The sequence below is a fragment of the Paenibacillus sp. FSL H8-0282 genome, from assembly GCF_037963825.1.
GTDB lineage: Bacteria > Bacillota > Bacilli > Paenibacillales > Paenibacillaceae > Paenibacillus_AQ > Paenibacillus_AQ odorifer.
Genome location: NZ_CP150146.1, coordinates 3,322,492 through 3,343,913 on the forward strand (window position 1 = coordinate 3,322,492; position 21,422 = coordinate 3,343,913).

General features: G+C 44.5%; 21 protein-coding genes. 15 read left to right on the plus strand and 6 right to left on the minus strand.

Translation table 11 applies throughout. The features are described 5' to 3' along the window. Nucleotides 1–17: 17 nt before the first annotated feature. The 4 genes from NST94_RS14630 to NST94_RS14645 form a co-directional block, all read right to left on the minus strand. A complete protein-coding gene (locus tag NST94_RS14630) occupies nucleotides 18–587 on the minus strand; it encodes a hypothetical protein (protein WP_339282102.1) in 570 nt (189 codons plus the stop codon). Nucleotides 588–729: 142 nt separating this feature from the next. Beyond that, nucleotides 730–1,977: an ATP-binding protein gene (locus NST94_RS14635; RefSeq protein WP_248548273.1), complete on the minus strand. Its 1,248-nt coding sequence runs from the start codon at nucleotides 1,975–1,977 to the stop codon at nucleotides 730–732. After that, a complete protein-coding gene (locus NST94_RS14640) occupies nucleotides 1,974–2,666 on the minus strand; it encodes a response regulator transcription factor (protein WP_076184620.1) in 693 nt (230 codons plus the stop codon). The genes NST94_RS14635 and NST94_RS14640 overlap by 4 nt, the downstream gene beginning before the upstream one ends. Nucleotides 2,667–2,831: 165 nt before the next feature. Next, nucleotides 2,832–4,916 carry a subtype B tannase gene (locus NST94_RS14645; protein ID WP_339282103.1) on the minus strand — a complete coding sequence of 695 codons (2,085 nt, stop codon included), beginning with the start codon at nucleotides 4,914–4,916 and terminating at the stop codon, nucleotides 2,832–2,834. A gap of 252 nt (nucleotides 4,917–5,168) precedes the next feature. Between NST94_RS14645 and NST94_RS14650 the strand changes: the two genes are divergently transcribed. Continuing rightward, nucleotides 5,169–5,672: a DUF1572 family protein gene (locus tag NST94_RS14650; protein WP_036677310.1), complete on the plus strand. Its 504-nt coding sequence runs from the start codon at nucleotides 5,169–5,171 to the stop codon at nucleotides 5,670–5,672. A gap of 70 nt (nucleotides 5,673–5,742) precedes the next feature. Here the strand turns inward: NST94_RS14650 and NST94_RS14655 are convergent, their stop codons facing one another. Next, the gene (locus NST94_RS14655; protein ID WP_076125575.1) at nucleotides 5,743–6,612 is read right to left on the minus strand and encodes an AraC family transcriptional regulator; all 870 of its coding nucleotides are present in this window, start codon (nucleotides 6,610–6,612) and stop codon (nucleotides 5,743–5,745) included. A gap of 123 nt (nucleotides 6,613–6,735) precedes the next feature. Between NST94_RS14655 and NST94_RS14660 the strand changes: the two genes are divergently transcribed. The 8 genes from NST94_RS14660 to NST94_RS14695 all read left to right on the plus strand — a co-directional run bounded on the left by NST94_RS14660 (nucleotide 6,736) and on the right by NST94_RS14695 (nucleotide 15,818). Continuing rightward, a complete protein-coding gene (locus tag NST94_RS14660; protein ID WP_076307811.1) occupies nucleotides 6,736–7,794 on the plus strand; it encodes a Gfo/Idh/MocA family oxidoreductase in 1,059 nt (352 codons plus the stop codon). After that, entirely contained in the window at nucleotides 7,791–8,648 is an 858-nt protein-coding gene (locus tag NST94_RS14665) for a sugar phosphate isomerase/epimerase family protein (RefSeq protein WP_076125572.1), read from the plus strand. The genes NST94_RS14660 and NST94_RS14665 overlap by 4 nt, the downstream gene beginning before the upstream one ends. Nucleotides 8,649–8,672: 24 nt before the next feature. Then, nucleotides 8,673–9,566 carry a sugar phosphate isomerase/epimerase family protein gene (locus NST94_RS14670; protein WP_280752970.1) on the plus strand — a complete coding sequence of 298 codons (894 nt, stop codon included), beginning with the start codon at nucleotides 8,673–8,675 and terminating at the stop codon, nucleotides 9,564–9,566. Nucleotides 9,567–9,710: 144 nt separating this feature from the next. Continuing rightward, nucleotides 9,711–10,844, plus strand: a complete 1,134-nt coding sequence (locus NST94_RS14675) for an amidohydrolase/deacetylase family metallohydrolase (protein ID WP_076317046.1) — start codon at nucleotides 9,711–9,713, stop codon at nucleotides 10,842–10,844. Further along, nucleotides 10,798–11,910, plus strand: coding sequence for a DgaE family pyridoxal phosphate-dependent ammonia lyase (locus tag NST94_RS14680; RefSeq protein ID WP_076125569.1), 1,113 nt, complete (start codon nucleotides 10,798–10,800; stop codon nucleotides 11,908–11,910). Before NST94_RS14675 ends, NST94_RS14680 begins: the two co-directional genes overlap by 47 nt. Next, nucleotides 11,903–12,658, plus strand: coding sequence for a KDGP aldolase family protein (locus NST94_RS14685; protein ID WP_339282104.1), 756 nt, complete (start codon nucleotides 11,903–11,905; stop codon nucleotides 12,656–12,658). Before NST94_RS14680 ends, NST94_RS14685 begins: the two co-directional genes overlap by 8 nt. Then, nucleotides 12,651–13,667, plus strand: coding sequence for a sugar kinase (locus NST94_RS14690; protein WP_076309427.1), 1,017 nt, complete (start codon nucleotides 12,651–12,653; stop codon nucleotides 13,665–13,667). The genes NST94_RS14685 and NST94_RS14690 overlap by 8 nt, the downstream gene beginning before the upstream one ends. A 213-nt stretch (nucleotides 13,668–13,880) precedes the next feature. Then, nucleotides 13,881–15,818 carry a hypothetical protein gene (locus tag NST94_RS14695; RefSeq protein WP_248548278.1) on the plus strand — a complete coding sequence of 646 codons (1,938 nt, stop codon included), beginning with the start codon at nucleotides 13,881–13,883 and terminating at the stop codon, nucleotides 15,816–15,818. A 104-nt stretch (nucleotides 15,819–15,922) separates the two neighbouring features. Here the strand turns inward: NST94_RS14695 and NST94_RS14700 are convergent, their stop codons facing one another. After that, complete coding sequence (locus tag NST94_RS14700) at nucleotides 15,923–16,462, minus strand: GNAT family N-acetyltransferase (RefSeq protein WP_248548279.1); 540 nt, start codon at nucleotides 16,460–16,462, stop codon at nucleotides 15,923–15,925. 294 nt (nucleotides 16,463–16,756) lie between these two features. On the opposite strand from NST94_RS14700, the gene NST94_RS14705 reads away from it, so the two are divergent. The 6 genes from NST94_RS14705 (at nucleotide 16,757) to NST94_RS14730 (ending at nucleotide 21,422) form a co-directional block, all read left to right on the plus strand. Next, nucleotides 16,757–17,650 (plus strand): LysR family transcriptional regulator, encoded by an 894-nt coding sequence (locus NST94_RS14705; protein ID WP_076309429.1) that lies wholly within the window; start codon nucleotides 16,757–16,759, stop codon nucleotides 17,648–17,650. A 119-nt stretch (nucleotides 17,651–17,769) separates the two neighbouring features. Next, nucleotides 17,770–18,285 (plus strand): GNAT family N-acetyltransferase, encoded by a 516-nt coding sequence (locus tag NST94_RS14710; RefSeq protein ID WP_339282105.1) that lies wholly within the window; start codon nucleotides 17,770–17,772, stop codon nucleotides 18,283–18,285. 4 nt (nucleotides 18,286–18,289) lie between these two features. Further along, nucleotides 18,290–19,147, plus strand: a complete 858-nt coding sequence (locus NST94_RS14715; RefSeq protein WP_076125557.1) for a transporter substrate-binding domain-containing protein — start codon at nucleotides 18,290–18,292, stop codon at nucleotides 19,145–19,147. Between the two features lie 33 nt (nucleotides 19,148–19,180). Then, on the plus strand, nucleotides 19,181–19,966 hold the full coding sequence (locus tag NST94_RS14720) for an amino acid ABC transporter permease (RefSeq protein WP_248548281.1): 786 nt from the start codon (nucleotides 19,181–19,183) through the stop codon (nucleotides 19,964–19,966). Then, the gene (locus NST94_RS14725) at nucleotides 19,963–20,673 is read left to right on the plus strand and encodes an amino acid ABC transporter permease (RefSeq protein WP_339282106.1); all 711 of its coding nucleotides are present in this window, start codon (nucleotides 19,963–19,965) and stop codon (nucleotides 20,671–20,673) included. The genes NST94_RS14720 and NST94_RS14725 overlap by 4 nt, the downstream gene beginning before the upstream one ends. Further along, entirely contained in the window at nucleotides 20,670–21,422 is a 753-nt protein-coding gene (locus tag NST94_RS14730; RefSeq protein ID WP_076125552.1) for an amino acid ABC transporter ATP-binding protein, read from the plus strand. The genes NST94_RS14725 and NST94_RS14730 overlap by 4 nt, the downstream gene beginning before the upstream one ends.

A 21,422-nucleotide genomic window follows, 5' to 3' on the forward strand; every position in this document is an offset into this window, starting at 1 on the left:
TCCATTATAACTGGAATTCAAATGCCAAATATATCGATTTCGGAGACAGGAAACCACTTTTTCGAAGCCACATCTTTAAAAAATACTTGAATAGTGTAGGTGCCCTTTGTAGTAAAGGAATATGTATACTCATTGGTTTTGAACCAAAAGTTTTCTTCGCTGTTCTTAATTTGTTGAGCATCAATGGTTTCTGTTTTATCCGCAGGATCGGTGATCACAACCTTAATATCTGAAATTTCTGTTTTTAAATGATCCACCTGTAATAGAGTCGAAAATGCAAAACGTGACGGGCTTTTTACTTTACCAAAAATCTCTCCGTTATTATCGAGCATAACCATGTTTATATTAGGCTTGTAGATTCGAACGGTTTTACCTGATTCATCCAAGGCGAATAGTGCAAATAAATCTTTAGACAACTGTTCAGTCGTCAAGGAAATCGAACCTTCGGACAATATTGCGGGCTGTTTTTGAAGCACATTATTCAAATATAATGAAACTTCAGATGAGCCAACTGCAGCATAAATTACGGTTCCCGGTAAAATCATGATGCAAAATCCTAAAAGAATCAGCTTCCTTATTTTTCTCAATGATTTTCCCTCCTATAGAGCTTTATGTTAATTATACCCATAAGATGGAAGATAGTTTCTTTTACACAATTAATAAAATATAAGAAGGTCAGTAGAGGGAAATACCCTTACCTGACCTTCTTGGTGTTAAATGAGAGAGTTATTATTTGAACCGTCTAATGGTAAATTGAAAAGCCGTTCCTTTTCCCTGTTTGCTTGTAACCAATATTTTTTCTCCCAGACCATTTACAATTTCCTCGGCGATAGCAAGCCCAAGACCACTTCCTTTTTCATTATGGGACTGTTCACTTTTGTAAAATCTTTCAAAGATATAAGGGAGGTGCTCTTTTGCAATGCCGGGTCCATTGTCTGATATCTGCACAGTTACAACCCTCGAATGCACAATAGCATCAAAAGTTATTTTCCCATCCTCCTGAACGTATTTCATGGCGTTATCCATCAAAATATTGACTAATTGCAACACTTTATCTTTATTAGAAAAAACATCTGGAAGGTTTCTGGCGTTATCTGTAATCTCAAATACAATGCCCATTTCATCGGACAAGAAAGAGTATTTAGACTCAATAAACATGACTAATTCCTGAGTATCTATTTTTTCTTTATTCCAAGTTTCTTTTTTATTTTGCATTCTTGATAATTCCAGTACATCATAAATCAATCGTTGCAAGCGCGCACATTCGGATAAAATAATTCCATAGTATTTATTTGTTTTTTCTTCATCTTGAATCATTCCATCTGCCAGCGTCTCCGTTAAAGCTCTGATAGAGGCAATGGGAGATTTCAGCTCATGGCTAATATTCGCTATATAATCCCGACGAGTCTTTTCAAGCTGCTTCATCTCCTTTAGATAGGAGGATATAAAGAAGCTGATTATTAGTGTGCCTAACAGAAGGGTACCTGTAAAAACGTAATAGAAGCCATTCAATACCGCCTGAAATTCACTACCAGGTTCTAATAAAAAGACGACTCCGACCGCTTGTTTATCCTGAATAATAGGTGCACCTACGACAATGGATTTACTCGGAAACCCATTAATATTTTTAATCGCAGCGAATTTATTGTACTTAATTACTTCGGGAATATAATCTATAAGGGCATCCTTGAATTCTTCCGATGTAACATTGAAAAAAAGATGCTTATTTTCGTCACCAGGTGAAAGGTCATTCCCCTCTAAATCATACACCTTCATAAGATACGGTTTAAAACCTCGAATGCTCATCTCATTTTGTGCCATTTCAGCAGCTATAGCAGAGGCCTGAGGCAGCATATCTTTTAATTTATAATTCAAAAAAAGCTGTTTAATAATCAAGGTTCCTCCAAGTTGTCCTAAAATGAAACAAAAGAGGATGGCCAGATAAATCACTTTTTTGTTGGAAGTTACTTTTTTCATGTGGAAGTCTCCATTTTGTAGCCCATCCCATAAACAGACTTGATTTCAAATCCCAAATTCTTTTCAGGCAGTTTTTTTCTCATTCTTTTTATGAGATTATCAACGGCTCTAGTATCACCGAAATAATCATAACCCCAGACCTTATTTAAGATTTGTTCTCTTGAAAGCACCTTGTTTTTATTAATTGTAAAATAGATAAGCAATTCGATCTCTTTAGGTGTGAATTCCATTCGTGATCCATTAATTTTGATATTAAAAGCATTTCGGTCAATCTTCATTTCTCCCAGCGTCAGGATGGCGTCTTCACTTGGAAAGGTGTAATGAGTGCGTTTTAAAATGGTTTTTACTCTTGTGACGACCTCCCGGGGGGAGAACGGTTTTGTAATATAGTCATCTGCACCAATTTCCAAGCCTAATATGCGGTCAGTTTCCTCACCTTTTGCGCTCAGCATTATAATCGGGACGTTACTAGTCAAGCGAATCTTACGGCAGACCTCTGTCCCAAAAAGTCCAGGCAGCATAATATCTAGAATTATGAGATCAAAATGCTGATCTTCCAATTTGTAAAGAACTTCCTCACCATTGTATACGGATTCATATTCCATATTTTCCGCCTGTAAATAAGCAGATATGCTCTCATGTACAGCTATATTGTCATCACAAATTAGTATGTTCACTTTACCCTGCATAGCTACCACCTTTATTCCGATATCTTGGACCTTATTGTATGTAAATTGTCTAAAAGGAGCAAGGAAGACTGCATGTTCGTGAGGGAAATAATCGCATTCTAAATGGAATGGAAAGAGACCGATTGAAGGATCGGCCTCTTGTAACCAGAATAAGTTACTGTTCTATTATTTATTACTGTCCTTATAGATGTTAGAAGTATCTATACTTATGGTGTGCGTTCCAGCATCCCATTCCAAATTAAAATCAAGTGATTTTGCAATATCCCTCAGCTTAAAATACTCACTACCGCCGATATTATAGCCCGTTACTGAAATCTCTTGTCCGTTCAAAGTTATCTTAGTGGCTGTCATAACACCGGTCTTTGAACTAGTATTTACAGATGCTGAAAGTTCAATGCCCGTCGGAGTGTACGTTTTGTCAGATGTAATGTTTAAAGTATTCGTATTTTCATCCGATATCACTTCAAACTGTTGTGTAGTGTTGTTTACAGCCATAGCAATGTCCCGTAATTTAAAATAGTTGCTGCCGTCGATATTGTACGCGTTAACAGATATCTTGTTACCATTCACCAACAATGATGATTTGGAAGGAATGGCAGCTGCGAATGCTTTTGGTGAAGTAGCACTAACCTTGTCCGCCCAAGCAAAAAGCTCATCCAGATCGTAATCTCCGCTGTGTGGAATATCCCAAGCCATTGCAAAGTCAACGTTTGAACCTTTGTTCTCAAGCTCTGTTGCCAATATAGTAGAAACAGCGAGGGAAGTATCACTATCCTTGGTTCCCATCCGAATCCGCCAATTATTTGTAGTGGTTGTTCCCTCAGTGCTGATATAGTTCATTGGATTCATCATTTTCACTAGATTCTGGTCAGCAAGTGTTCCCCCCGCTGTATCATGCTCCAAACCGAACTGAGTAAAATGCTGTGCAGCGACATTCGCTGTGCCGAATAGATCGTTTTCACCATTGCTCAGGTCTAAACCGTCAAAGGCTCCAGGCAGTTTCATTCTGCCCAAGTAAGCAAGATATTGATCATAGTCGATATCCGTAACAGTGCCATTTTCAATGGTGATCCAGGTTTTGTCGGACAGATCTGTACCCGATTTTAACGCTTTTTGCGCTGAAGCGATCACAAAAGCTTTGATGTAATCTTTAAAGGTGCCATTGCCGTCCGCATCCATCTTCAAAGCTGTTCCGTCAGTATTCGTAAGTCCTAGACTATTGACGTATTCAGGGAACATAGCTTCCAGTTCGTTAGATACCTGAATCTGATCCTCCGTCAATGTTCCTTCTACCAACTTTCTTTCCATGTTAAAATCCGTATTTCCGGAGAAATCAAGTTTTTCATAAGTGTTAATTCCGTTGAATTGCCACTCATAAGCTGCATCTGCGTTATCTAGATTCGTAATCGGCGTGTAGGCCGAAACGGCAAAAACGTCGTCACGCTCATCAGCTGCTCCGATCGCTTCCAAATAAGGCTCATATTCCGCATTGTTGCCGGTAGCACCCAGTAATGCGGAGAGCGCGCCGCCAGCACTTGTGCCGTTAGAGATGATCTTCTCGGCGTCACCAGGCATAATGTCGTCGTTAAAGCGAAGGTAGCGGACAGCCGCCTTCAGATCTACGATAGCTGCGGGTGCCTTACCAGTGTAAACACCTTTTTCGTCCTTTGTAGTTCTACCGCGAGCGCCTGGAGATGCGACCACATAACCTTTGGACAGGGCAACTGCGATAGCACTGGGAGATTCAGATGAAGGTGTTCCTGCGTTTTCGTCTTTACCCGCAGCGGGTTTATTCAATTCCGTTCCTGTATCGGCGCCTGGGGCTGCTGCGGATTCCTTGTCTGTTTTCGGAGCGCCGTTCTGTGGACCTGCCCCCATACCCATTCCTTTACCTGTTTCAGTACTACCTGGCTGAGCAGGCATATACCCGCCAACCTGGTTTGGGAAGAAGATAGGTGCGGTATCGGCGGTGTAACTACCGATCGACTTACCCTGGAAGTATTCCTCAGGGACATAGACGTTCATAGTTTCATAATTAATATCTACAGGGTTCTTTACATAAACGATATTCTCATATGCCCGATAAGTGACGGATTGACCATCCACCGTTATGGTCTTTGTAGTATAGTTAGTCGCATTGAATTTCAAGCTATACTCGCTGTTAGTTGCTGCACTTGCAGATCCTGTAGCGAAAGAGAGGCTCATCAGAGAACATGTGAGGATAGGGGCAATCCATTTTTTAAGTTTCATTTCGTATCTCCTTTTTCTAAAAATAGTAGATAATCTCATCAGTCTCTTTTGTACTAATCTGAATGATCCAGTGTCATATACCAACTCCTTCTTTTAAGGCCAACAAACGTTATCAATTAACTCTACTCAGGAGCTCGGATAAGAATGTAACAAAACATTGTGGCATAAAAATAGCATTGGTACTGGATTTCATTTGACAGTAGAGATGAGTTTGGTAAAATTTACATAGGTTATATCAATAGGAGGTTAGCAATGGATATCGCCATTGAGTTAATTGAAAGTATGTTGGTTAAATTTAGATCGGAAAAGAAATGGACGCTCCAAGCAATCGAGCAATGTACCCAAGAGGATATTACATGGTCCCCAACCGTGGAAAGTAACAGTATTGCAAATTTAGTTGCTCATATTAGCGGGGCAGTACACTCACGAATTGAAACCATTCTTTTAGATATTCCTGATACAAGAGATAGAGAGAGGGAGTTTGAAAGAGGTCTAGAAATGACAAAAGAACAAGCTATAACCATGACCAGGGATGCTTTTGATATTATTATCCAATACCTTGAACGGCTCCAATCTAACCCGGAGTTATTGATGTCACAACCCTTTCTTAATTTGCCACCACTTACATATAGCCAAGTAAATAACGAGACCACTGCTCTTAATCTCATGATAGCGATGGTGAGAGAAGTCCATTATCATACAGGCCAAATCATCTATGCAGCAAAAATAAGAAAGGGACAGCTTGTATGGCAATAATAGTTTAACTAGAGGAACGCTGTATACACTAACAAAGGACTGCCAAGAGGCAGTCCTTTGTTCACTCTAACTAGAATCCCCTCACACTGCTAGGGGTTACTTTTTTATGCTTTTTGAAGGTGCGGCTGAAATAGTAGATATCGCTGAAGCCGGTAGTGGTAGCGATTTCAGAAATCGTTAGCTGGGTATGGCGGAGCAAATAATCTGCACGGTCTAAACGGACAGCATTTACATATTCAGATATCGTATGCCCAGTTAGTTCCTTAAAGAGACGGCTGAAATGGAAGCGGCTTAGCCCCGTTAGCGCCGCAAGTTCGTCAACTTGAATCGGTTCCTGGTAATGGGTATCGATATATCGCAAAACAGGTGCGAAGCGTTCAACGGTCTGAATACGCCTCTCTTGCTCAGCTTGTGAGAGTACGGTGACGATATGTCTGCGCAACAACAGCGTTAACAGGCGGTATAGCTCGGACTTGACGGCCAGCTCGTAACCAAATTCGCGACGTTCCAGTTCCCGAATAATCGCCAAAGCACAGTCAGTAATATGCTGATCCCCCCGGATATGGTTACGTAACAGCAGCTGGTTCCGCTGAATCGGGGCGATGAACTTGGTTTCGGCAGCGTCGCTTACCGCACTATGCAGCAAAGAAGTATCTGCAATAATCGCATAATACAATAAATCAGAAGAAGCGCTTACCCCATAATGCAGCTCGTTGCTGTTCACAGCAACTAAATCGCCAGCCCGAACGTTGATCGGTGTTCGTCCGCACTCAAAAACAGCCTCACCACTCTCAATAAATATAAACTCAAGATGCTCATGCCAATGATGTGGGAACAACATAACTCCTTCTTGGTGGAAACGCTGGGTATGTACTTTAATCGGAAACTCGGGATCCGGCATGTCCATGGGTTCCTGTAGATGTTTATCATAGTCCAACATTTATAGACTGCACCTCCTATAGCACAATTGTACAAATGAAACCGCAAGGCTCTGCATGGTGTTTAGGGTTGAAATCATTATAATACGAATCATAACCTATGCAAAATAAAGGAGCGAGTGTTAATGGATAAGATCAAAATTGGCGTAATAGGTACGGGCTCTATCTCCGGCATGCACTTAAGTGCTTATCGGAATAATCCGCAGACAACCATATATGCGGTATGTGATCTGAATGAAGAACGTGCACGCGAAGTTGCTAAAGAATATAACGTCGAGAAGGTATACACGGATTATCGTGAATTACTGGCCAATTCCGAAATAGATGCAGTCAGCATCTGCACATGGAACAACTCTCATGCCGAGATCAGCATCGCGGCGCTTGAGGCAGGCAAGCATGTGCTTGTGGAAAAGCCGCTTTGCCGTACGGTTGAAGAAGCGCTTCAGGTACAGCAAGCAGTGGAAAAGAGCGGCAAGATTTTGCAAGTAGGCTTTGTACGACGTTATGACTCCAATGCCCAGCTCCTTCAGACGTTGGTGGAACAAGGAGAATTCGGCGAAATCTATTATGCAAAAGCAACGACGTTCCGGAGACTAGGCAATCCCGGCGGCTGGTTCAGTGATATTGAACGCTCCGGCGGCGGACCGCTGATCGATATTGGTGTCCATGTGATTGATCTATGCTGGTATTTGATGGGCCGTCCGAATCCAGTATCGGTAAGTGCTAATACCTACCGGAAGCTCGGCAATCGTTCTAATATTAAGAATCTCTCATTCTATAAAGCCGCCGATTACGACGCAGCGAACAATACGGTGGAAGATTTAGCGAATGCACTGATTCGCTTTGAGAATGGAGCTTCGCTAATGGTCGATGTCAGCTTTACACTGCATGCCAAAGAAGACGAGCGTTCGGTACGCCTGTATGGTGACAAGGGGGGTTTTGAAATTGATCCTGAGATAGTCATTGTTAAAGAACAGGCGGATACGATCGTCAATACCTATCCGCAGACCGATAATAAGGGGTTTGAGTTCAACAGTGCATTCCAGAATGAAATTAATCATTTTGCTAGCAACATCAGTACCGGCTCTACACCAATTAGTCCTGTGCAAGACGGCGTTACAATCATGAAGATACTCGGCGCGATCTATGAATCCGCAGCCAAAGGTGAAGAGGTGAAACTATGAAGTTAGGAATCAGCACTTACAGTTTGCATTCGGCTTTTTCAACGGGTGAGCTCACGCTTGAAGGAGTCATTGAGACGATCGCCGATCTGGGCGCAGAACATGCGGAGATTGTACCTTTGGGTATCAATTTGGTTGAAAATCCTGAGCTAATTGATCAGATTGTACGAACAGCAGCGGGTCGTGGACTAGAGTTATCCAATTATGCTATCGGGGCGAACTTTGCCGGGCTGGAGACAGCGGAAATGCAGCGGGAAGTCGAGCGGGTAAAGCGGGAAGTAGACGTGTGCGCGGCATTAGGCATTCAGCGGATGCGGCATGATGTAGCCTCCTCAAACGATCTATCCATCACGCATTTTTTGGAAGAGCTTCCACGTTTGGCTGAAGCCTGCCGAGAAATTGCTGATTATGCCGCAGGTTTAGGCATTACGACCAGTGTGGAGAATCATGGATACTTTATTCAGCACAGCGATCGTGTACAGGCGCTGGTTCATGCGGTGGGTAGAGACAACTTCCGTACAACACTCGACATTGGGAACTTCCTGTGCGCAGATGAGAACCCGCTAATAGCTGTACCTAACAACATCAAGCTTGCTTCAATGGTGCATTTCAAAGATTTCTATATTCGTCCGCAAGACCGCCAGCCTGGCGAAGGTTGGTTCCAATCCTCCGGTGGGAACTGGTTGAGAGGTGCCATCGTTGGTCAAGGAGACATCGATATGCCGAGTGTAATTCGAATCGTTAAGGAAAGCGGTTACGATGGATATATCTCTGTAGAATTTGAGGGAATGGAAGAGTGCCGTAAGGGAACAAGACTGGGGCTGGAATACATCAAGCGGGTTTGGAACCAAATCTAATTCATTATACTGGAGGATTATGCCATGGTTAAACCAATTATCACTAATAAAATCGGTGTTATCGTAGACAGCTTTCAGGTTGGAGTGAAAGAGGGATTGCGCAAGGCAAAAGAAGCTGGGGCAGATGGAGTTCAGATTTATGCGGTACAAGGCGAATTTGATCCCGCTACTCTCTCTCAGTCAGCACGCCGTGAATGGAAGGATTACATTGCATCGCTGGGTTTAGAAATCTCTGCCCTCGTTGGAGATTTAGGCGGACATGGCTTTCAGGACCCTGCCCAGAACCGTGCCAAAATTGAAAAGTCCAAGCGCATTATGGAGCTGGCCAAGGAGCTAGGTACAGATATCGTAACTACACATATCGGTATTGTTCCTTCTAACCCTACCAGTAAAATCTATGAAACCATGCACATTGCCTGTGAGGAACTTAGCAGATATGCACATGAGATGAATTCTTATTTTGCGATTGAGACTGGGCCAGAACCCGCTGCACGTCTGAAGACGTTCCTCGACGGTCTGGGTTCCAGAGGGGTTTCCGTTAATTTTGATCCGGCCAATATGGTCATGGTGACTGGTGATGATCCTGTGCAAGGTGTTCATACTCTAAAAGACTACATTGTACACACCCATGCTAAAGATGGTCTCAAGCTTGCCGATATCGATCCACGCGATGTTTACGGTCAATATGGTTATGAAGCACCAGCATTAGACCATGAGAAAATCGCTGAAATGGCCGAGACCGGCTCGGCATTCCGTGAAGTTCCGCTCGGAGCGGGTTCTGTTGATTGGAACAACTATCTGCAAGCACTGAACGACATCGGTTATACAGGATTCCTGACCATAGAACGGGAAGTTGGCACTAATCCGGAGGAAGATATCCGCCAGGCTGTGAATTTTTTAAAGGGTTTTCGGGTCTGAACACGGTAGTGATAAAGAATAAATAGTTCATCCAAACAGTCCCTGTGAAAAAAGATCCTACATCCATTGGGACTGTTTGTGTTATAGATTGTGCGGGAAAGACCTAGGACGGTAATGTTCTGAATTTGGAAAGAAGGTGTGACGATGACAGCAGAACGTTTGCTCCTCCGCCGGGCGAAAGTCCTGAATGGAGCGGAAGTGGACATTGTCATAGCTGATGGCAACGTAGTCCAGATTGTTCCCCGAGGCACCGCCGAAGACCATGGTTTCAAGGTCGTGGAAGCCAATGGGGCGTATGTCTCTAGCGGCTGGATCGACTTGCATGTACATGCGTTTGCAGAATTGAATCCGTATGGAGACGAGATCGATGAAATCGGAATCAAATGTGGCGTGACTACGCTCGTGGACGCAGGTAGCTGCGGAGCGGAGCGTATTGGTGAGCTGGCAGAGGCGGGGAAAAAGTCGGCAACGCAACTGCTTGCTTTTCTTAACATTTCAAAGATTGGCCTGATGCGAATTGACGAGTTGTCCCAACTAGAGTGGATTGATCATGAAAAGGTGCTTCAGGCGGTAGTTGCTTATCCTGAATTTATCGTAGGCTTGAAGGCCAGAATCAGCAAAAGCGTAGTGGGTGACAATGGCATTCAACCGCTTCAACATGCACTGGAGCTTTCGGAAAAGACCGGGCTGCCGCTGATGGTACATATAGGCTCCGCACCGCCGGATATCCGTGAGGTTTTACCGCTACTTCAACGCAACGACGTGATAACCCATTATCTAAATGGTAAAAGCAACAATTTGTTCGATAAGGAGAATCGACCGCTCCAAGTGCTGAGAGATGCTATTGAGCGTGGAGTTCACTTGGATGTGGGACATGGTACGGCTAGCTTCTCGTTCGCTGTGGCCGAGGCGGCCAAACAAAACGGTATTGATCCGGATACGATCAGCACAGACATATACAGAGGCAACCGTATCAATGGTCCCGTCTACTCCATGGCGAATCTGTTGAACAAATTCCTTGCACTGGGATATTCCCTTGAAGATACAATTGCACGGGTGACAAGCAGAGCAGCCCAGTGGCTGGGACGCCCGGAACTTGGGGAGATTCGGATCAATAACAAGGCGAATCTGACCCTTTTTCGTGTGACGGATAAGAAGATTGAACTGGTAGATTCTGAGGGGGAACGCCGGGTAGCACAGCAAACCATTCAAGCAATAGGAGTGATCATAGGTGACAAATACATGGAATGCGAAATACGGCCTGAAAAGAGTTATTAATGCAAGCGGCCGGATGAGCATCCTCGGGGTATCGGCACCGACCGATACGGTGATGGAAGCTATGCGTCAAGGCGGACAGAGTTATGTGGAAATCGCCGATTTGGTGGATAAAGCGGGGGATTATGTTGCACGTCATACAGGTTCTGAAGCAGCGGTGATCGTGAACTCGGCTTCCAGTGGAATTGCTTTATCCGTGGCGGCGCTGGTAACCCGCGGTAATATTCGTACAAGTCTACGGCTCCATCAGGATAGCATTTTTAGAAATGAAATTGTGATGTTAAAAGGTCATAACGTACAATACGGTGCACCAGTGGAAACCATGGTTTATCTCGGCGGCGGTAAAGTGGTGGAAGCAGGTTATGCCAATGAAGGACGGGCGGAGCATTTGGCTGCTGCGATCTCGGATCAGACTGCGGCTATCTTGTATGTCAAATCTCATCATGCCGTTCAGAAGAATATGATCTCTGTAGAGGAAGCTTGGGCTGTGGCTCAAACTCATAACGTCCCGCTTATTGTAGATGCTGCAGCGGAAGAGGATCTGCAGAAATACGTGCAAATATCCGATCTGGTCATTTATAGTGGCTCCAAAGCTATAGAAGGTCCAACATCCGGACTTGTGGCGGGAAAACGTCTTTATATTGAATGGCTAAAAGTGCAGCTTCACGGCATTGGACGCAGCATGAAGGTTGGTAAGGAAACATCCTTCGGCCTGATGCAAGCGTTGGATGAATATGCTCACAAACAGGATACAAGCGAAAAGGAAAAAGCTACGCTCCAATTGCTGATGCCGCTCGATGGGCTTCCCGGAATTCGGGTAACTATCGTGCAGGATGAAGCAGGCCGGGCGATTTACCGTGGACGCATCCATGTGGACCCGAATCAGTGCGCAATAACAGCACTTGAGCTGTCCCAGCAGCTTCAACAAGGTGAAGTGGCTATTTACACTAGAGACTATGGGGTAAGGCAAGGTTATTTTGATATTGACCCGCGTCCGCTAATGGGTGATGACATAGAAATGATTACAGCGAGGATAAGGGAATTGACAGGAGGGGCAAGCAATGTCTGAAATTAACAAGCGGTTCTATAAAGGTCGGGTGGCCTTAAACGTATTGGCTAAGGATATAGAAAATGCCAAAGAGGTGTTTGCTGCTGCCGAAGGTTATGTACTGGTCGGTGTATTGTCTAAAGACTATGCAACGGTAGAAGAAGCCGTGCAGGCGATGGAGGCATATGGGCGGGAAATTGACGGTGCGGTATCAATAGGACTAGGTACGGGTGATAATCGGCAAGCTGCTGTTGTTGCAGAGATTGTCAAATCCTATGCTGGCAGCCACATTAATCAGGTATTCCCAGCAGTTGGTGCGACCCGTGCTAACCTTGGAGCGAAAGATAGTTGGATTAACAGCATGATCGCACCAACGGGACAACCTGGTTTTGTGAATATCTCCACCGGCCCGGCCAGTGCGGCACAATCTGTACCCGCTGTAATTCCCGTAAATGCGGCGATTGCATTGGTTCGGGATATGGGCGGAAATGCTTTAAAGTATTTTCCGATGCAGGGGCTGAGCCGTAAAGCGGAGCTAATCGCTGTGGCCAAAGCCTGTGCGGAAGAGGGTTTTGCGCTGGAGCCGACCGGCGGTATCGATCTGGACAACTTTGAAGAGATCTTGTCTATTATATTGGAAGCGGGAGTGCCGCAGGTGATTCCCCATGTCTATACATCGATCATCGATCCGCAGAGCGGAAGAACGAGAGTGGCGGACATACAACAGCTGTATCGGACGATGAAAAAGCTGGCAGATCAATATGCCTAAACATATCGCCGCTTTTGGTGAAATAATGATGCGGCTACAGGTACCGGGCTTTGAACTGTTATCTCAGGGTAACCTGCTGAAGTATTCGTTCTCCGGCACCGGAGTCAATGTACTGTCCGCATTGTCCCGATACGGACATCGGGGGACTTTGGTGTCCAGACTGCCTGCGAATCCTATTGGTGACGCAGCAACAGCCTATCTTCGGCGACTGGGCATCCAGCCGGAGCATATCCAACGCGGGGGCTCAAGTATAGGGATGTACTTTCTTGAAAACGGATTCGGGGCTCGCCCCTCCCGAGTGACTTATTCCGGTCGCCCGGAGAGCAGCTTCAATACTGCTCCTCCGGGTACTTATCCATTCGCAGAGCTGGCAGACCTCGCGGATGCTGTTCATTTCTGCGGGATAACACTGGCAATGAACGATGATGTGCGAAAAGCGATGAAAACTTATGCAAAAACGGTTAAGCAACACGGTGGTCTAGTCGTTTTTGACTGCAATTACCGCCCATCGCTCTGGGGGGAGAGAGGCTATGAGCTGGCGCGCTCCCATTACGAAGACATGCTGCATTTGGCCGACATCGTGCTGATGAATGAAAAAGACGCAATGCTAATCCTTGGTATGAAGCCCGAAGGAACTTCAAGAGAAGAACAACTTCAGGAGCTGATTCCCACAGTAGCTTCACGCTACAGTCTAAGTACGGTAGCAGGAACGCATCGGTCCATCCATGATGATAACCGCCATTCATTGCGCGGTTATATCTTCAAATCCGGTCGCTTCGCATATTCCGAGACCTTAAGCTTTCCGGTGCTTGATAGAGTCGGGGCTGGAGATGCTTATGCCAGTGGTATAATTCATGGTGAGCTGGAAGGTTTTGATCCTCAGCATACTGTAGCCTTTGCGGCCGCGGCCGGAATGCTAGCCCACACAGTAGAAGGAGACTCTCCGCTGGCCTCCGAGCAAGAAGTTATTGGTGTACTGACGGGTGCTGTAAAAGATATAATGAGATAAAGAAGAAGCTGCCTTACAGGAGAACAGGCCTGTGCGGTGGCTTTTTTTATCGCTACAAACACTGTACTTTTGTTCAGGCCAAGAATCAGATCCAATGGTTACAGGCTAGATTTGGCTTAATTAGATCTTTTTAAATAGGTGTAAAATCTCATTTTTTGCAACTTTATCCTCTATCCGGCGTCAAAGAAGAGAGAATAAGAAGGGGGAGCCTATATGAAAAAGTTAAATCTACTAGCCCTTTTAGCAGTTATTTCAATAATCTTTGTTGGATGTGCCAATACAGGGAGTAAAGATAAAGCGAATAAAAAGCTAATCGATCTGAGTTCTGTGGACTCCATTACAATCCATAATGATAGCGGCGGATTAATAACCATAACGGACCAAAAGCTAATAGAACGTTTCAATAAAGCTATACATACTGCTGAGTATGACAACGCGAAGCTTGATATTGCAGCACCTGATTATGAGGTTACTGTTGAATTGAAGAGTAAAGAAAACGAAAAATTCTCATTCTGGATTATGGGCAATAATAATGGTCTTTTCACCAAATCAGGAGTAAATGGGCATTACAAGTTATCTGAAACGGATAAGGCTGCTTTGCTTACCTTATTTCAATCAACTGAACAACAAGTAGAATCAGATAATCTAAAATTAGATGAGACCATCAAGCGAATCACATTAGCAAACGCTCTAGCACATGGTTCAGTGAATGCTAACATAAAGGATGAATACACAGATCATGAAACCATAGATACTTTCGTCCGAGCCATCCGTACTGCTGAACAAATACCAGGGAATTTAAATACCGCAACGCCTAACTACGATATCGTTCTAATTTCAGATAATAATAAATATGCCTTTCATTTATGGATTAACGAGACAAGCGAGCAAGGCATGTTAATGAATGTGAACAAAACGGATACAGGCTACACACTTACTAAGGAATCAACTGCCGAGTTAAAGAAGATTCTGTTCTCGGAAGCAAAATTTAATGGTTTGGAGTTTAATACAGAACGGAACTCTATTGGAGATCTGGTGGCCAAACCGGTTGGCCTATCCGAAAATAACTATCTGTTAAACGGTGGAGCAGTAGTTGAACTGCAAGGGATCTCTTATCATACCATTCATCTTTTCTATGGCGACCATAATGCTGTCAACGCTTTATTAGCCCATGATCCTGCTACGGATGAGGTAAAGGTGAAATGGAGTGACGAGCTCAACGATTCCAATAATCTATGGAATAATGCTTTTATGAGCAACTATAATATGCTAATCCCGCTGGATGAGGATCATCTATTATTTCTGGAATCGGATGTGACGAAAAAAGCTGGGCAATATCATTTGTCCTCATATAATGTTCTTACAGGAAAGATTGAACGACTTCGGGAAAACTTCTGGCCGCTTTCTGATGATTATGATTACATTTATAAATTTCAATGGAAAGCTGATGAGCAAAAATTGTTTATGCAGAGTTATCTCGGCAATGTATGGATCTTTGATCTGAAAACGGGAAAGGACGATGTCCATCTTCTGAAATATCGCGTAATCCCACATTCGACGACCGGGGCGCCATCCCTGTTCCTCTCACCAACTTTTAAAAGATTTGTACATGATGATGAGAGCGGCGAATTAACCTTTTACGATAATAAAGGAGTTTCTCTTCGTACTGTTCCGTTACCACAAGAGCAATATGTACCTTCTGAGAAAATAAAGTGGAACCCCGCGGGCACGGTTGCCTGGATGGATTCAGCAGAGATCAACGAAAACCGAATTCTTGACATCGATATCGATTATCTGAAAATAGCTGCACAAAAAATTAATTTTTATAATCAGGATGGTCTTTCCATCGGCTCCATTAAGACTGAAGGCAACCATGAAGATACAGCTATTGAAGTTGTGGGGTGGATGGACGCTAATGTAGCCGTGATAAAATCCTATACTGTAGAACTTATACACAAGGATAATGTAGGGCTTAATGTTAAGGATGTTTCTTATTATCTCTATGATGTAAAAAAGAAGCAGAAGGGGGCAAGCTTTTCGTCCATCCCTTCCAGTGCTACCGTTACTACAGATCTTCGAATGGGCGATGCCGATAATACGGGAAAAATCACTGTGAGTTTTAAAGAAATTACTTATAAAAAAGAAAAATAAAGAAGCCTCGGGAGTTCACCGTAACGATCACACAAGATCATTGGGTAAGCTTTCCGAGGCTTCTTTTTATATTTAAAAGACAAATATTTAAGAATTCTCGAATTCTATATTTGTCCCGCTGTAGAATGAACGGAGGACAGCAGGTCTAGCCGGAAGCCTTGAACCAGGGTTTCGCCATTCATAAGATCAGTCTCATACGCACGATTAAAGCCTAAGCGCTGGTACAGTTTGATGGCTGAAGACATCATTTCCGAGGTGTGCAGGTTCAAGGTGGTGGCACCCAACTGTAGTGATCTCCGTGCAGCATCGCGAATCAGAAGGGTTGCAACGCCAAGACCACGAGCGGATGGAGATACGGCTAGCAGACGTAGGATAGGGGAGTGAATCCCGAGCTCCGGTTTCCCGTAAGCCGTTTCCGAGGAGCTGAACAAGAGTGCGCTACCAACGATTTTCTTGTCGATTTCAGCGATGATCCGTACGAGCGGAGTATCACCATGAACGGAATCAAGAAGCGATTTTCGATACTCCAGCCACAACGGCTCAGGCATGATCTCCGAATATTGATGGTATGCATCTAACAGCACTTCGGCGATAGCATTACAATCTTTATTCTCAGCTTCACGGATAATGATCTTTTGTGACATGTTTTCGCTATCCCCTTTCAGACAAATGTAATGTTCATTCGAATGAAATTATTATATATGATAATTCCCAGTGGAATAAGAGGTGTTTTATAATTCTGATATAGGAATAGAAAAGTTCTATATGAAATAAACATAACGTTTGATTCAAAATCCGATTGATTTACACGGAATTAATTGTTGACAAAAAATAGGGCGATGACTAAGATATAAACAAAATCTATAGGAAAGCATCGCTATAATTCATTGTTTTTTCATCGGAATAGTAAAATTAATAAAAGCATAGGGGGATTAGGGATGAACATTGAAAATATTGAGGCCTTTGTCTACATCAATCATTATGGAAGCTTCAATAAAGCGGCCGAAGTCCTATATATCTCACAGCCGACAGTAACGGCCCGGATTCAATCGCTAGAAAGGGAACTGGATTGCAAAGTGTTTGATCGGTTGGGGAAGCAGATTAACCTGACGGATAAAGGTAAACAGTTTCTACCCTATGCCCAGCAGATTCTCCAGATCTATCAGAACGGTAAATATCAGGTTCAGGCTAAGGGACACATTCCAAATGAACTGAGAATCGGCAGTACGGTCTCGGTTTCCAATTATTTAATGCCCCATCTGATGCTTCATTTAAAGCGCAGATATCCTCATATCACAATCAAGCTTATGACAGCTTCTACGGAAGTATTGACTGAAAAGTTAAAATCGAAAGAGCTTGATTTGGCTTTTATCCGTAAGGTCGTAAATCCGGCAATTCAAACCTTTCCATTCTGCGAGGACCCCATCTCACTGTATGTACATGAGGGACACCGCTTTGCTAAAGCACAGCGGGCTTCACTGGAGGATATCCGCCAGGAGACGTTGGTTTTTTTTGAATGCGGATCTTTGGATTGGATGCGGCTGCATCGTGTATTTGAGAGTATGGAACAGCCACCGAAGATTGAATATCAGGTAGATAACCTGGAGACAGCCAAAAAGCTGGTATTGAAAAAAGCAGGCATCTGTTTCCTTCCCGCCCTCAGTGTGCAAGAGGAAGTGGCGACGGGGTCGCTGATCCGGGTGGATATTGCGGAGACGGAAGGCATCTCCTTGCGAACCAGCCTGATTTCATTGAATGGAGAAAACGCAGAATTCATCGAAACCTTGCTTGAACTGGGGATTGGTAAAGTGGGAGATCGACTAATTGTATAGATGTATTAAAAAACTCTATTAGCGCGTGGACACATGCAGTGATAAAGTTAATTGCATATAATCACGACTATTTCGATAGGGATTATTAAATTAATTTCCGAAAGGCTGGAGGGCATGTGATGAGTGAGGTATTCAGGCTGGCAGAACTGAAGGATGCGGAGCAATTGCTAGATGTTACATATCGTGCCTATCAGCTGATTCGTGAACTCGGGCTGCATTGGCCGGCGGCCACAGCCGACTTGGCGCTTATTGAAGACAATATAGCTACTAATGAGTGTTATGTGCTTGAAGTTGACGGAACGATAGTTGCAACCATAACCCTTTCAAAGGAAGAAGAGATTAAGAAGATTAGCCCACTGCCTTTTATCAAATGGTTTGCTGCTCATCCAGATTACAGTAACAAAGGTTATGGTGGAAAACTTTTGGATTGGGTGGAAGAGAACATTATTGCTGGACAGTTAGGTTCGGCTGCAGTCACGCTGGCAACGGCGAAGAAACATCCGTGGTTGGTTCAAATGTATGAACGCCGGGGGTACGAACGGTTTTTAGAACTGGATCAGCAGAACGGTGACGGCATTATGTATCTGATGAAAAAAACACTTACAGACAAACCACAGTTCATTCAAAGGGGATAAAACAATGAAAAAGTCCATTTCACTAGTATTTGCATCGGTATTGACACTGGCGATTGCCGGCTGCGGAAACAACAGTAACAGCGCTAGCAGCAATCAGAATGGAAATGCAGCAGAAGCTGCGGCACCGGCAAAGGATTCGGCAAAGGTAACTAAGATCATTGTGGGCACGGGTACTGCTTTTCCGAAAGTCTGCTTCATAGATGAGAACGGCAAACTCACCGGATTTGATGTGGAACTGCTCAAAGAAATCGATAAGCAGCTGCCAGAATATGAATTCGAATTTCAAACCATGGATTTCAGCAATCTGCTGCTGAGCCTGGAAACCAAAAAAATCGATTTGGTCGCCCATGTCATGGAGAAAAATCCGGAACGGGAGCTGAAATACTCATTTAACAAAGAAGCCTATGCCCACTGGAGAAACCGCATTGTAGTGGCAAAGGATAATAATTCAATCCAATCGCTTGATGATCTCAAAGGGAAAAAGGTGCTTGTAGGTGCAACGAGTGCACAAGCACAAATACTCGAGAACTACAATAAAGAGAATGACAATGCGATTGATATCGTGTATCAGAATGGTGCAGCGAATGATACCGTCGCACAGATTAGTACTGGGCGTGTGGACGCTACGCTGGCTGCAGATTTTGTCCTGCCGATCATTGATCCGCAGAGTCAGCTAAAAGCTACGGGCGACGAGCTGTCATCCGCGGATATTCTCTATGTTTTCCGTAAGGATGATGCCGATTCACAAAAGCTGTCAGATGCGATTGACAGTGCGATTAAAGAGCTGAAGACAGACGGCACACTAGGCAAGCTTAGTACGGAATGGTTGGGTGCGGATGTTACAGCGGATTCGGTTAAATGATTGAGCCGGTGAGCACGGGAAGGGGGGGAATATATGGGCGCACAGTTTGATATCAGCTTTGTATTTACGTTTTTGCCTAAGTTACTAGGGACTTTAAGCACCACGCTTCTGATTGTCGCCTGTTCTCTACTGACAGGAATTCTTGTCGGCTTTCTCGTAGCTCTGCCAAGACTTTATAAAGTGCCTGTGTTAAAAACCATCTCCGAAATCTATATTTCTTTTTTTCGGGGAACTCCGATTCTTATCCAGCTCTTCTTGTTTTATTATGGTCTGCCCGAAATTATGAAGCTGGTTCATGTCGATATGACCCGGACTCCGGTGCTTGTTTTTGTGATTCTTACTTACGGGCTGCATACGGGGGCATACATGTCCGAAATGATCCGGGCTTCTGTAATGGCGGTGGATAAGGGGCAGGTAGAGGCTGCTTATGCTACAGGGATGACGGGGTTTCAAGCTTTTACGCGAATCGTGCTGCCGCAGGCGCTCGGAATCGCAGTTCCGGTATTCTCCAATCTGGTGATTGCTCTACTGAAAGATACGTCATTGGCCTTTACTCTTGGGGTGATGGAAATGTCAGGTAAAGCACAGACGCTAGGCAGCTTAACTCAGCATTTTATTGAAACGTATATCGCGCTTGCGCTAATCTATCTGGTTATCAGCTTTACAATTGAGAAACTGCTGCTTATAGCAGAACGCCGGCTGCTGCGGCATGAGAAACGGAATACACCGGAGAAAAAATCGTTCAAAATCAACAAAAGCTGGTCCTACCGCCGCATCATTGCTGAACTTGGACCGGGTAAAGGAGGTAGCGGATTATGAAGCTGGACCCATCTTTTATCTGGACTGCTCTGGTGCAAATTTTAAGTGCAATTCCTGTGACCTTATCTATTACTGCTGTCTCAGTACTCATTGGATTTGTGATTGGTGTGGCTGTAGCGTTGATCCGGATATACAGAATTCCGCTGCTGTATCCGCTGGCTGTCGGTTATGTTACGTTCATCCGCGGGACACCGATGCTGACGCATCTTTTGCTTATCTATTTTGGGCTTTCCGTGTTAATCGATGGTCTGGCAGTGCAGTTCGGCTGGAGCTTCAGGTCGGTAGCCATTCCGATGATCGGTTTTGCCTATATTTCGTTCTCGATTACAGCGGGAGCCTATATGTCCGAGGTCGTCCGTTCCGGTCTGCTTGCTGTGGATCGCGGTCAGCTGGAAGCTGCCCATTCTATCGGAATGACCACACCCCAGGCACTGCGGCGGATTGTTTTTCCTCAGGCGCTGGCGGCGAGTCTGCCTAATCTGTCAAATTCGGTAATTGGTATGCTGCATGGATCTACCCTTGCTTTTACCGTTTCGGTGGTGGATATCAATGCTAAGGCGCAAATTGTAGCTTCAACGAACTGGAAGTTTTTTGAGGCTTATCTGGCGGCAGCACTGATTTTCTGGGGACTTACGTTCCTAATCGAACGCGTGACGTCGCTGATTGAAAAAAGAATTAATCTGTACAATCGAGGTGGAGTAGCATGATCAAGCTTGCGCAAATTTCGAAGTCATTTGGTCGGAATCAGGTGCTCAATAATATAGATTTAACGGTGACGAAGGGTGAAGTTGTCGTCATTCTCGGTCCCAGCGGCTCAGGCAAAACGACACTTTTACGCTGTGTGAATTATCTGGAGAAGCCAAGCAGCGGAGAGATCGCCATCGGCGATTTCAAAGTGAACTGCAAACATCCCCGCAAAAAGGAGATTCATCTGCTCCGGCAAAAAACGGCAATGGTGTTCCAGCAGTACAATTTATTCCGCCATAAAACCGCGCTGGAGAACGTGATGGAGGGACTGCTGATTGTCAAAAAGCTTCCGAAGGACGAAGCGAAAAATCGGAGTATTGCCCTGCTTGAAAAGGTTGGTCTTGGCAGCAAGCTGGACGCCTATCCAAGTCAGCTGTCCGGAGGCCAGCAGCAGCGGGTTGGCATTGCCCGTGCCTTGGCGCTCGAGCCGGAGGTTATATTGTTCGACGAACCCACATCGGCGTTGGACCCAGAGTTAGTGGGTGAGGTGCTGGCCGTCATCCGTAAAATTGCCAAGGAAGGCATCACAATGATTGTGGTGACTCATGAAATGGGCTTTGCTCGCGATGTGGCGAATCATGTGGTTTTTATGGACGGAGGCGTCATTGTTGAAGAAGGGACTCCGGCAGAGCTGTTTAACCATCCGCGCGAAGAAAGAACGAAGCAGTTCCTGAAGCGGATCACACCTGAATTTAACTATTCCATATAG